We start from the raw sequence: 12070 nt of genomic DNA, 5'->3' as shown, positions 1-12070 counted from the left end.
TAAGAATCTCTTTGCCGTTTACATCCTATTGTCAAGCTAGCAGAAAAGCTGGTCTCAAGGAGCCCAGCTTTTTTGAAAACGAGTCGTACTATGTAATCACTTAACCAATAAGACGGGTACCGGGGAGTTCTGCACGATATAATGACTGACGCTTCCCAGGAATTCCTTGAACCCGCTTAAGCCGCGGCTACCCATGATGATAAGGTCGCAGTTTTGGGATTTCGCATGTTCCAATAACGTTTTGATGGCGGAGCCTTCCACGACAAATGTCTGGGTTTTATTCGGAATTTCCGATAATAGCGCATCCGCTTTTGAGATGACTTCTTCTCCATACTTCAGCATGGATTCCTCGATTTCTTGAAAAGCGTTTCCATATATACTTGGATGAATCGGTAGCGTTACAGCGTGTATCGCATGAATTTCAATGGCTGGATCCAGCTTGGCTAATTCAATCGCTTTTTCCAAAGACTTGAGAGCTAATTCAGATTCGTCATAGGCAACTAGTATTTTCGAGCAGATCATGTTGATCCATCCCTTCATTTACAAGAATATATCTTTAGTATAACAGGTAAAACGACCCTTTTCTTTTGATTTCATGAAATTTTATGAATATTTGTTGAAGTTTACGTTAACGTCAATGGTAAGATAAAGGTAAATAATCCCTTTGTAAAGTGTGGTTATAGGATGTACACGATTTCTGAGTTAGCCAAAGAGTTTGAATTGACGACGAGGACGCTGCGTTACTATGAGGAATTAGGCATGCTAAAGCCGAGGCGGACCGAAACAGGGAACAGAGTATATGGAAAGAAAGAATTCGCACAGCTTAAAATCATCATGCGTGGCAAGAAGTATGGGTTCTCTTTAGATGAAATAAAAGACATTGTGGTCCTTTTCGAGCAGGACAGAACAGGGGTCAAGCAACTGGAGAGAACGATAGAAAAAGCGGGACAGAAATTAGAAGAAATCAATGAACGAATGAGGGAACTTGCTGAATTGAAGCGGGATTTTGAATATATGATCCATGATTTTAAGAAAACCCTTCATAACTTGAAGGTTGAATCATAAGCTTCAAAAACAAAGGGAAAGAGGTGGAGGACTTGAATATTCAAGAGACAGTGGCAGTAGTGACAGGTGGGGCTTCAGGACTGGGTGAGGCAACGGTGCGAAACATCATCCATAAAGGCGGGAAAGCGATCATTCTTGATCTCTCGGAAGAAAAAGGGGCCAGGCTGGTCGAGGAATTAGGGGATTCCGTCCTGTTCATTAAAACGGATGTGACGCAAGAGGATAGTGTCCAAGCCGCCATGGACCAAGGAATCGAAACATTCGGGACGATTAACACGGTCGTCAATTGTGCGGGGATTGCCATTGCCGAGAAGGTCGTCAGCCGAAAAGGCACACATGAATTGAAAGCGTTCTCAAAAGTGGTGACGGTCAACTTAATCGGCACGTTTAATGTCATACGTCTCGCAGCGGAGAAAATGGTCCATAATCCAATGAATGAAGAGGGCGAACGGGGCGTGATCATTAATACGGCTTCCGTAGCTGCTTTTGAAGGCCAAATCGGGCAGGCTGCTTATAGTGCCTCAAAAGGGGGAATCGTCGGCATGACCTTACCGATAGCAAGGGATCTTGCTTCTTTTGGCATTCGGGTCGTCTCGATTGCACCTGGCTTATTTCATACACCGATGTTCGATTCGCTTCCGGAAGAAGCGAGGACATCCCTTGGGAAAACGGTACCGTTCCCATCAAGGCTCGGGTATCCAAACGAATACGCGAAGCTAACGGAAAGCATCATAACCAACCCGATGCTGAATGGGGAAACGATCCGGCTGGACGGGGCCATCAGGATGTCACCAAGGTGACCATGACACCGGAGTAATGATAGAAGAAGAGAAAAGAAAGAGGAGCGAGAACAGATGAAGCATTCTTACTTAACAGAAGATCACGAGATTTTCCGTAAATCATTACGGAAGTTTTTAGAAAAAGAAGCGGTTCCACATTATGAAAAGTGGGAAGAAGAGCGACTCATCCCACGGTCATTCTGGGAGAAGATGGGCGAGCAAGGCTTTCTCTGTCCTGATCTTGATGAAGAGTTTGGTGGGTCAGGAGTCGATTGGGGCTTTGGGGTCATCATCAATGAAGAACTGGAAAGGGTGGGCTCGGGATTAATCGGTTTCGGGCTTCATAGCGATATTACGGTACCCTATCTTTCCGCCTATGGAACCGAGGAACAAAAAAGGCGCTGGCTTCCTGCATGTACGACCGGGGAAAGGATTACGGCTATCGCCATGACGGAACCGGGGACGGGATCGGATTTGGCCAATATTAAAACGACGGCGATCTTGGATGGAGATCATTATGTTCTTAACGGGCAAAAGACATTCATCACAAATGGCATCCATGCCGATTTGATTATCGTAGCTTGTAAAACCGATCCAAATGCTGTTCCGAAGCATAAAGGCGTTTCATTGATCGTCGTGGAACGAGATGCACCCGGGTTCTCACGGGGAAGGAAGTTGAAAAAGCTTGGCCTGCATTGTCAGGATACAGCAGAGCTCATTTTCGAGGATTGCCGGGTGCCAAAGGAAAACCTGCTTGGTGAAGAAGGCAAGGGATTCACCTATTTAATGGAGAAACTGCAACAGGAACGCCTTGTGGTCGCAATCTGTGCCCAAGCTGCATCGGAGGACATGCTTGCGGATACGATTGAATACGTGAAAAGTCGTGAAGCATTCGGCAAATCGGTGAGCCAGTTCCAGAACACGCAGTTTAAAATAGCCGAGATGGCAACGGAAATCAAAATGGGCCGAGCTTTTCTGGACCAACTGATTGCAAACCATATGGCAGGGGAAAACGTTGTAACCGAAGTGTCGATGGCGAAATGGAGATTGACGGAAACCGCCAGGAAAATATCCACGGAATGCATGCAACTTCACGGTGGCTATGGCTATATGGAAGAATACAAGATTGCTAGGCGCTACCGGGATATACCTGTAGCAAGCATTTACGCAGGAACCAATGAAATCATGAAAAAAATCATAGCTAAGAATCTTGGCCTCTAAAAAAGAATGGAAGGGAAGCGATTAGATGCGTGAAGTGGTTATTGTTGAGGGGATCCGTACACCGGTTGGCAGAAGGAATGGGGTCCTGCGGGACTTTCGTCCTGACGAATTAGCTGGAGAAGTGTTAAGGAAACTGGTTGAAAAAGCAGGAATCGACCCAGCCATCGTTGAAGATGTCATTTTAGGCTGTGTAACACAGGCTGGGGAGCAGGCTGGAGATATTGCCCGTGTGGCTGCCTTGATTGCCGGTTATCCGATTGAAGTGCCAGGAACGACCATCGACCGTCAATGTGGATCAAGCCAGCAGGCTGTTCACTTCGCTTCCCAAGCCATCCTATCAGGCGATATGGATGTGGTCGTAGCGGGTGGTGTGGAAAATATGTCCCGTGTTCCGATGGGATTCAATTACCAAGGGGCGACTACGAGCCAAAAGTATGTTGACAACTATGAGGTGATCAACCAAGGACTCTCAGCTGAACGAATCGCCGAAAAGTGGGAAATCACACGCGAGGAATGTGATGCATTTTCCGTTGAAAGCCATGAGAGGGCAATACGCGCGCAAAAAGAGGGATATTTTGACCGGGAAATCATTTCCGTTACAGGTACGGATAAAGAAGGCAACCCGATTGACGTCACGGCAGATCAAGGACCAAGAGCTGGAACGACGGTTGAGGTCCTATCTGGATTGAAACCCGTTTTTAAAGAAGATGGTCTGATCCATGCCGGGAACTCGAGCCAGATCAGCGACGGGGCTGCGGCCTTACTGTTGATGGAGAGAAGTAAGGCAGAAGAACTTGGTTTAAAACCACGTTTTAAAGTGCATACGCGGGTGGTTGTCGGCTCAGATCCGACATTGATGTTGACGGGTCCGATTCCGGCTACGCAAAAGGCTTTGGAAAAGTCGGGTCTTTCCATTGATGATATCGATATCTTTGAAGTGAATGAGGCGTTTGCACCTGTACCCCTGGCTTGGTTGAAGGAAACGGGCGCAGACCCGCAGAAGCTGAATCCAAACGGAGGGGCGATTGCCCTGGGACATCCCCTTGGCGGAAGCGGTGCCCGCCTGATGGTATCCATGATGCATGAACTGGAAAGGACAGGCGGCCGTTATGGACTGCAAACGATGTGTGAAGGGCATGGGATGGCCAATGCAACAATCATCGAAAGGTTGAGTAATCGGTAAATTCACGTGAAGGTCAAGTTTGGATGAAGTAGAAAGCTGTCATCATCAGGAATCCCCCGGATGATGGCAGGTATTTGAGGAGGAAAAAAGATGTCGGTTACGATTAACACCCTATTCGATCAGACGGTTCAAAAATTCCCCATTAAAGAAGCTATCTACGACGTGAGAAGGAATGCCCGATATACATACATCCAGTGGAACGACAAGGTGAATAGACTGGCGGCTGCGCTCCAAGCAGAAGGTGTCCAAAAAGGAGACCGGGTTTCTACTTATTTATATAATAATGAAGAACTGGCCACCGCGTTTTTTGCCTGTGCCAAGATTGGGGCTGTCTTTAATCCGATTAACTTTCGATTGATGGCGGAAGAGCTGGCCTTCATCATCAGTGATGCAAAGCCAAAGGTGCTGATCTTCGAGGAGGAGTTGCAATCGTCCGTGGCGGCGATTGAAAAACGTTTTCCAAGCATTGCTTTCTGGTTCATTGATAAGAAAGTTCCTAGCTATGCCAAGAGTTATCAGGAAAAACTGATCCATGCATCTTCCACACCGGTTGATGTAGCCGTGGATGAAAATGATGTCTATGCCATCATGTATACGAGCGGGACGACAGGAAGACCTAAGGGAGTGATCCATCTTCATAAGGATATGGTCGAGCAGTCAGCCATAATAACAGAGGCGATGAGATATGAAAGTCAAGACGTCGGTTTGATTACCGCACCCATGTTCCATTGTGCTGAATTGCACTGTTCATTTTTACCACGCGTTCAGGTCGGAGCTAAGAATGTGATTATGCATCAGTTCAATCCCAAGCTGGCACTTGAGCTGATTGAAGCGGAAGGAATCACCAAACTATTCGCAGCCCCGACGATGTGGAACATGCTGCTTCAGGAGAACCTGGAGAACTATAATATTCAAAGCCTCAAGCTTGGATTGTACGGGGCAGCCCCAATGGCCCCGACGCTTGTGCTCGCTTGCCAGGAAAAACTGGGCATCCAGTTCATCCAGGCTTACGGGATGACCGAAATGGGTCCAGCCATCACCTTGCTGCTGGAAGACGACCAAATCCGGAAAGCCGGTTCAGCCGGCCAGGCATGCCGTGGCCATGAAATCGTCATTGCCCGTCCGAATGAAGATGGGCCAGCGGATCCCGATGATGCCATGGGTCCTGGGGAAACAGGGGAAATCCTCGTGAAAGGACCTTGCATCATGCAAGGGTACTTTCAAAGAGAGCCAGAGACGGAAAAAGCGCTTCATAAAGGGTGGTACCATTCCGGGGATATCGGTTTCCTTGATGAAGACGGTTTTCTATGGGTCAAGGACCGGGTGGATGATATGATCATTTCGGGTGGCGAGAACGTTTACCCTCGTGAAGTGGAAGATACCCTCTATGAACATCGGGGGGTTCTCGACTGTGCCGTGCTCGGTCAACCAGATGATAAATGGGGAGAAACGGTGACGGCGTTTATCGTGGCGAAAGATCCATCATTAACTGAGAAGGATTTAGAGGATTGGTGCAGGAATAGCATAACGCTAGCTAACTATAAGCGTCCACGACGATATATTTTCTGTGAGGAGCTGCCGCGAAACGCAAGTGGCAAAATCCAGAAATTCATGCTTCGCAAACAGTTGGAAGAGAACGTCGTGGAAGAACAATAATTTGAGGATTCCCCTTAAAATAAAAATCCGAGTGGCCGATAAAATAAAGGACAACATGAGAAAACATAATGGGGGGAACAAATTGAGTAAGTCATTTCGAATTGCATGGCATGCGGTCGTCGATGAACATTCCATTCTCGAAGGACGCAGTTTAGTGAATGCCGAAAGCGATCAAGCTGCCGCAAGCAAATTGGTTTATGAAAAATCCACAGAATACCGTCTAAGGCAACAATGGGTGATGATCGATTCATTAGTTGAATTAGTGAATGAATAAGAAAAGGAGACTCCAGTCATAGGAGTCTCCTTTTAAATGTTATCCACATGTAAAAAGCTTACGATTCAAGGAATATAGCTTGTTATCCACATTATCCACAGAGTTATCCATAATTTACATTATTTTCATATAATCAAGAGGTGTCGTATTACCCATTATTTATCGGTATATTCAGAAAATATCCACAATATTAACAAGGCTGTGGATAAGATGGTGTGTATAAGAGGAGGCTGCTGAATATGCAGCCTCCTCTAAACGCTATGATTTACGGTTATGGGCTCGACGGTCAGCGGCATTGGCGCGCGCTTGAGCCTCCATATCATCTTGGTCGGCTAGTTCGGTAGAAAATTCGACATCAATTCCGTCACTTTTAAGGTTTTTAGGTACCTGTGGCAGTTTTTGTTTGTTTTTATCCCGATTATGGTGAATGTTATTTCGACCCATGTTAGCGCCCCCTCGATGAAAGTAAATAAGCTGGAAATGATTTGATTTAAATCATCTCCAGCTTATTGTGTGTTGAATGGTAGATCATCATGTACGGAAAAAAGCGCCAAACTTAACGACGGGGTTTCTTTTCTGTAAAACCGCCGGCTCGATCTGCTTGTTTGAATTCGCGAGAGTAAGTGATCTCTTGCATGCTTGTTAGGAAACTTTTTTCTTTATCCGTTTTTTTCGCCATTTAGATCATCTCCAATTCATGTGATAATCCTATTTTTTCCCAAATAACTTCAATCATACATGTAAAATATCTTCTAGGGCCATTTTAAGAGTGGGAAAGGAGAAAGTGAATTCCTCCTTCATTAGTTTGCTTGGTAGGACCTTTTGCCCTTCAAGGACCAGGATGCTCATTTCGCCGAGTGCGGTTTTTAGAAGGAATGGAGGGACCGGGAACCAGTGAGGCCGTTTCATGACGGCGCCAATCGTTTTACCGAACGTATCCATTTGAACAGGGTTTGGCGCTGTGAAATTGACTGGTCCCTGGATATTCTTTTCCTTCATGCAAAAAGAAACCGCACGGGCGACGTCTTGAATATGAATCCAGGAAAGCCATTGGGTGCCTTTGCCGATTTTTCCACCGCCGAAAAGTTTGTAGGGAAGGGTCATCATGGGGAGTGCCCCTTTTTTTTTCCCCAGGATTACGCCAAATCTTGTGAGGACGACACGTTCGCAGTAGGGGCTGGATTTCATCGCCTCTTTTTCCCATAGCTTGACGGTGCGGGCCAGAAAGTCCTCCCCGATGGAATACGATTCCTCTGTAAAGGTTTCCTGGTCGGATATGCCATAGTATCCCACTGCGCTGGCATTGATTAGGCACGGGATTTTTTTCGGAAGCTTGGAGAGGATCCGGTTCATTTCCTTGGAAGCCTCGACCCGGCTTTCGACAATCGTCCGTTTCCGTTCCTGTGTCCAACGACCGCTATTTAATGACTCCCCGGCTAGGTTGATGAACACATCAAGATCTTCCAACTGTCTCTCAGGGCTTGATCCTGCGCTCAGCCAGCCTACGTAATGAATATGCTCTTGCTTATCATATTTATCTGGATGCCTGGTCAATATATATAATTCATGATTTTCTTTTAATAATTCGTCAATAAGGGCAGTGCCGACAAAACCGCTTCCACCGGCAATGGCTATTTTCATGAAAATCACATCCTTTTTCTGTCTTTCCTTCACTGTAACACGCTCGGGTTCTTTTTTCATTTTTGGACGTGCTCGTCTAGAAAAGGTTCACAGAAACGGGTAAAGTAAGAAGGGGGTGGAAAGTATGCCGAACATAACCAAAATAACGACCCAAAAGAAAAGGACAGACCGTTACAATATATTTGTCGATGAAAAATATGCGTTCAGTGTGGACGAAGAGGTCCTTCTGAAGTTTCAGTTGAAAAAAGGCACGGTACTCGATGATTTGCTTCTTGCCGAAGTGCAGTTTCATGATGAAATACAAAAGGCGTTTACCGATGCCCTCCATTATTTATCCTACCGCATGCGTTCAGAATCGGAAGTCCGCCTGTATTTAAAAAAGAAGGATATCGAAGAACCGATTATAAAAGAAGCGATACATAAGCTGTACAGCTTTCACTATCTCGACGATCTCGATTTTGCCAAGGCATATGTCCGAACGCATGTGAACGGTGGCAATAAAGGACCAATCACGCTAAAGCAGGAGCTGAAGGAAAAAGGGATTCAGGATAAGCTGATCGAACAAGCTTTGTTGGAATACCCCCACGAGATTCAAGTGGAGCATGCAAGAAAGCTTGCCGAAAAGTCGATCAGGAAAGAAAAGAATATCTCGGAACGGGCATTACAGCAAAAAGTGGAACAAACATTAGCCCGTAAAGGATATCCCCGGGACATCATACACGAGGCCTTGGAAGAGGTGGGCGTGGAAAAAGACGAGGATGAGCAATGGACCTCGCTTACGCATCATGCCGAAAAACTTCAACGCCGTTACCGGAACTATGAAGGCTTTGAGTATAAGCAGAAGATGAAGCAGGCACTATATCGAAAAGGGTTCCCCATCGAATTGATCGACCGCTATTTGAACGATTCTGATGTCGATTAAGGTACATGCATAGCCAAAACGCATAATTTTGTTTAATATAGAAGTACATATTATTAATTAAGGAGCCTTATATATGAGCGAGGTAAGATATAGCACGATGTCGGATTACGAGCTGCAGCAAGAAATTGCCACACTGACGGAAAAGGCGAGAAAAGCCGAGCAACTGGGAATGGTCAACGAATATTCCGTATTGGAACGGAAAGTGACCATGGCTAAAGCCTATCTGTTAAATCCGGATGATTTTAAAAAAGGTGAAATTTATCAAGTTGAAGGCGACCCGGGTGTCTACTTCAAAATTGATTATATGAATGGCGTTTTTGCCTGGGGATACCGTTTAGGTGGAAGTGGGAAAGAGGAAGCGTTGCCCATTTCGATGTTGAAATAAAAAAAGGAATCGTGACGAACCCGATTCCTTTTGGTAGTATCTTTATTCCGTTCTTTCGCTTGAAGCTTTCATACGTTCTTGTGGATGTGTATTGATGCTGCCATCCGCCCGTTTTGAAGCATATCTCGCCTTTGCGCGAGGTTCGCCTTGGAATTTATTATTGTTTTGGTTAGGAAAACCTTTTTGTTTATTTCTCAAGTTTTTCTCCTCCAAGCATTAGAATAAGTAAAAAAGTGTTTCTGTTCTCTACTAGTATGGGTAAGGAACAGTAAAATTCAGTCTGTAAAAATATTGGCAACGGGGTGGTTTAGATGAATGATTACCATGAAAGATTAACCAAGATTTTGCTCGAGAAAAATGATCACATAACGTATGAGCAGGCTCTAACTTGGGTTGAATTATTATGGGAAGATTTCGAGGCGACCTATGCGAAAGCGGGACATGAATATGCGGGCGAAGAAATGACATCACGAGTTGTCCAGACTTGGATCGACAACTACGGGGAACGATTCCACGAATTCATTGCAAAAAATCCTAAATATAAGCATTTACTGGATCAACAGAACCAAATTCATTAAAAAAAGCTGATTCCATTGGGGATTTCCCCCTCGGAATCAGCCTTTTTTTCTTATGAAGGTACTACAAAATGATATTCAATTTCTTCTTGAGTTTCGCTTCACTAAAAATCCAGCCGGTAAATGAATTCAAGATATTCAAGTCATCGTCTAAATGAACAACGGCGACAAAAGGATAATAACCGTTGCTGCGGTACCTTAAATCGATGAACCGGACTTCATAATAATCCTTGTTCTGCTCAATTTCCCATCTGTAGACGGGGGAAAAAGAGAGAAAGGCTGCCAAATTGATATCATGCTTGGCGGCTTCAAGAACTTTGCTTTCAGGAAGCGGGATTCGATCAAACGTATCAAGAATCGTCACGTAGCCTCGATCAGCCCGGGCCACATAATAATGCTTTTCGGCAGTCACGGCTATTCTCCAGCGGTGATAGCTCATCGTTGGTGATAAGAGAATTTTCCGTGCACCGGGAATCTGCTGTCTGACTGCCCTCTTTACGAATGCTCTTTCCCTGAAACGGGCGAGATAATAAAGAACGAGTATGGCATACATCGTCAGAAATAGATAACCAGGGGGAAAACCATATCCCCATAATATCAAGCCGCCAACATGGATCCCGAAGATGAACGGGTCGAACGTATTGATGACCCCAAGTGCCACCCAATTCGAGGAAATGGGCCGTAGCGCCTGTGTCCCATAGGCGTTGAAGATATCGACGAAAACATGCAGGAATACGGCCAGAAATGTCCATAGCCATAAATGAAGGTAATTCGTCTCAGGCATGATCATGTAAAGGGTGCCACTGATAAGCAGGGGCCAAAGTAACACGGCAGGAATCGAATGCGTGATTCCCCGGTGATTTCGTATATAAACAGCGTTATTTTTTAATTTTAGAATGGTGTCGATGTCAGGAGCTTGCGAACCCAAAACCGTACCAGCCATTACCGCACTGAAAGTAATGGGGCTTTGCGCAATAACAGGATCTAATGTGGCAAGTCCTCCAAGAGCAATCCCCATGACAAAGTGAGTGCCTGTATCCAAAGCAAAACCTCCCTGCCACAATATAGAAAAATATGTCTTCTTTCCATCATACCGTATTTATATATTATCAATCAAATGAATATATTTGACTTTCTTACCTTGCCCCTTACAATAAAACGAAATGAGTGCCTGTTAAAAAAGAATGCCCATTATGGTGTATTCCCTTTTTTAATAAGAGTTAACATCTTTGGAGGAACAAAATGGCGAAAGAAATAATGATCCCAACCATAGAAAAAGTAAATATTGAAGCGTTTCAGAAAGATTTGGTCAACTGGTTCCTAGAAGAACAAAGGGATTTGCCATGGCGTGAAAATAAGGATCCATACAGGGTATGGGTTTCTGAAATCATGCTGCAGCAAACCAGGGTGGATACCGTCATCCCGTATTTTAACCGGTTTATGGACTGGTTCCCCACTCTTGGTGAATTCGCGGTTGCCGATGAGGAAAAGGTATTAAAAGCGTGGGAAGGCCTTGGTTATTATTCAAGGGTCCGCAATCTGCATAGTGCCGTCCAGGAAGTCCAAGCATCCTATAATGGGATTGTCCCGGATAGCCCGGAGGAAATCTCGAAACTGAAGGGTGTCGGACCTTATACGGCCGGAGCGATCCTAAGCATTGCCTATGGAAAGCCAGAACCGGCCGTCGATGGAAATGTCATGCGTGTGTTGTCCCGGATCTTGATGATCTATGAAGACATCGCTAAGCCGAAGACGAGGAAAACCTTCGAGGTCGCCGTACGCAAGCTAATCGATCCCAATCATACGTCTGAGTTCAATCAGGCCCTGATGGAACTGGGTGCACTCATTTGCACGCCAGGAAAGCCAGCCTGCCTGCTATGCCCTGTGCAAAGCCATTGCCTGGCATTTGAGGAGGGAGTGCAGTCAGAGCTGCCGGTCAAGATCCAAAAGAAAAAGTCGCGTGACGTACCGATCGTGGCTGCGATTTTGACGAATGAAAAAGGTGAATTCCTCATTCACAAGCGGGCGTCGGAAGGATTGCTTGCGAACCTTTGGGAATACCCGAACTTCGAGATTCACACAACCCTTCAACATAAACGGGAATTTTTTGAGGCGCGTTTTCTTGAGACTTACGGTAGCAAACCGGAATTGATCGATTCGCTCGTCAAAATTGAACACGTCTTTTCCCATCTGGTATGGAAGATGGATACGTATACCGGAGTGGTGAAGGAACCAATCGGTGATGACATCTTAGCGGAAAATCAGCTGAAGTGGGTGAGTAAAGAGGCGATGGAGGAATTTGCATTTCCAGTCTCTCACCAAAAGATGATGAAAGCCTATAACGATAGGGGCTAATTCAATTTTGCCTT

General features: G+C 45.4%; 16 protein-coding genes. 10 read left to right on the top strand and 6 right to left on the bottom strand.

Annotation, left to right across the window (positions count from 1 at the left end; genetic code table 11):
• Positions 1 to 96: 96 nt before the first annotated feature.
• Complete coding sequence (locus ACIQXR_RS09655; protein ID WP_402871457.1) at positions 97 to 522, bottom strand: universal stress protein; 426 nt, start codon at positions 520 to 522, stop codon at positions 97 to 99.
• A gap of 162 nt (positions 523 to 684) precedes the next feature.
• Here ACIQXR_RS09655 and ACIQXR_RS09650 point away from each other — a divergent pair, with 162 nt between their 5' ends.
• The 6 genes from ACIQXR_RS09650 to ACIQXR_RS09625 all read left to right on the top strand — a co-directional run bounded on the left by ACIQXR_RS09650 (position 685) and on the right by ACIQXR_RS09625 (position 6178).
• A complete protein-coding gene (locus tag ACIQXR_RS09650) occupies positions 685 to 1065 on the top strand; it encodes a MerR family transcriptional regulator (RefSeq protein WP_402871455.1) in 381 nt (126 codons plus the stop codon).
• A gap of 32 nt (positions 1066 to 1097) precedes the next feature.
• Positions 1098 to 1865 carry a 3-hydroxyacyl-CoA dehydrogenase gene (locus ACIQXR_RS09645; RefSeq protein WP_402871453.1) on the top strand — a complete coding sequence of 256 codons (768 nt, stop codon included), beginning with the start codon at positions 1098 to 1100 and terminating at the stop codon, positions 1863 to 1865.
• Positions 1866 to 1919: 54 nt separating this feature from the next.
• Positions 1920 to 3065, top strand: coding sequence for an acyl-CoA dehydrogenase family protein (locus tag ACIQXR_RS09640; protein ID WP_402871450.1), 1146 nt, complete (start codon positions 1920 to 1922; stop codon positions 3063 to 3065).
• A gap of 25 nt (positions 3066 to 3090) precedes the next feature.
• Positions 3091 to 4248, top strand: coding sequence for a thiolase family protein (locus ACIQXR_RS09635; protein WP_402871447.1), 1158 nt, complete (start codon positions 3091 to 3093; stop codon positions 4246 to 4248).
• Between the two features lie 90 nt (positions 4249 to 4338).
• The gene (locus tag ACIQXR_RS09630; protein ID WP_402871444.1) at positions 4339 to 5904 is read left to right on the top strand and encodes a fatty acid--CoA ligase; all 1566 of its coding nucleotides are present in this window, start codon (positions 4339 to 4341) and stop codon (positions 5902 to 5904) included.
• 82 nt (positions 5905 to 5986) lie between these two features.
• A complete protein-coding gene (locus tag ACIQXR_RS09625; protein ID WP_402871442.1) occupies positions 5987 to 6178 on the top strand; it encodes a hypothetical protein in 192 nt (63 codons plus the stop codon).
• Between the two features lie 258 nt (positions 6179 to 6436).
• Here the strand turns inward: ACIQXR_RS09625 and ACIQXR_RS09620 are convergent, their stop codons facing one another.
• From ACIQXR_RS09620 to ACIQXR_RS09610, 3 genes are all read right to left on the bottom strand, one after another.
• A complete protein-coding gene (locus tag ACIQXR_RS09620; RefSeq protein WP_402871439.1) occupies positions 6437 to 6622 on the bottom strand; it encodes a YfhD family protein in 186 nt (61 codons plus the stop codon).
• A gap of 112 nt (positions 6623 to 6734) precedes the next feature.
• Positions 6735 to 6857: a YfhE family protein gene (locus ACIQXR_RS09615; protein WP_402871438.1), complete on the bottom strand. Its 123-nt coding sequence runs from the start codon at positions 6855 to 6857 to the stop codon at positions 6735 to 6737.
• A 53-nt stretch (positions 6858 to 6910) separates the two neighbouring features.
• Entirely contained in the window at positions 6911 to 7819 is a 909-nt protein-coding gene (locus ACIQXR_RS09610) for a TIGR01777 family oxidoreductase (RefSeq protein ID WP_402872299.1), read from the bottom strand.
• A 124-nt stretch (positions 7820 to 7943) separates the two neighbouring features.
• Between ACIQXR_RS09610 and recX the strand changes: the two genes are divergently transcribed.
• A complete protein-coding gene (recX, locus tag ACIQXR_RS09605; protein ID WP_402871436.1) occupies positions 7944 to 8741 on the top strand; it encodes a recombination regulator RecX in 798 nt (265 codons plus the stop codon).
• Between the two features lie 73 nt (positions 8742 to 8814).
• The gene (locus ACIQXR_RS09600) at positions 8815 to 9126 is read left to right on the top strand and encodes a YfhH family protein (protein ID WP_402871434.1); all 312 of its coding nucleotides are present in this window, start codon (positions 8815 to 8817) and stop codon (positions 9124 to 9126) included.
• Between the two features lie 42 nt (positions 9127 to 9168).
• On the opposite strand, the gene ACIQXR_RS09595 is transcribed toward ACIQXR_RS09600, so the two are convergent.
• Entirely contained in the window at positions 9169 to 9324 is a 156-nt protein-coding gene (locus tag ACIQXR_RS09595; RefSeq protein ID WP_402871431.1) for a small, acid-soluble spore protein K, read from the bottom strand.
• A 113-nt stretch (positions 9325 to 9437) separates the two neighbouring features.
• Between ACIQXR_RS09595 and ACIQXR_RS09590 the strand changes: the two genes are divergently transcribed.
• Positions 9438 to 9704 (top strand): YfhJ family protein, encoded by a 267-nt coding sequence (locus tag ACIQXR_RS09590; protein WP_402871428.1) that lies wholly within the window; start codon positions 9438 to 9440, stop codon positions 9702 to 9704.
• 61 nt (positions 9705 to 9765) lie between these two features.
• On the opposite strand, the gene ACIQXR_RS09585 is transcribed toward ACIQXR_RS09590, so the two are convergent.
• Complete coding sequence (locus tag ACIQXR_RS09585) at positions 9766 to 10743, bottom strand: metal-dependent hydrolase (protein WP_402871425.1); 978 nt, start codon at positions 10741 to 10743, stop codon at positions 9766 to 9768.
• Between the two features lie 200 nt (positions 10744 to 10943).
• On the opposite strand from ACIQXR_RS09585, the gene mutY reads away from it, so the two are divergent.
• Positions 10944 to 12056 carry an A/G-specific adenine glycosylase gene (mutY, locus tag ACIQXR_RS09580; RefSeq protein ID WP_402871422.1) on the top strand — a complete coding sequence of 371 codons (1113 nt, stop codon included), beginning with the start codon at positions 10944 to 10946 and terminating at the stop codon, positions 12054 to 12056.
• Positions 12057 to 12070: the final 14 nt, after the last annotated feature.

Source organism: Peribacillus sp. NPDC097224 (genome assembly GCF_044761985.1).
In the GTDB taxonomy this organism is placed as follows: domain Bacteria; phylum Bacillota; class Bacilli; order Bacillales; family DSM-1321; genus Peribacillus.
This window is presented reverse-complemented; position numbering and strand designations above follow the sequence as displayed.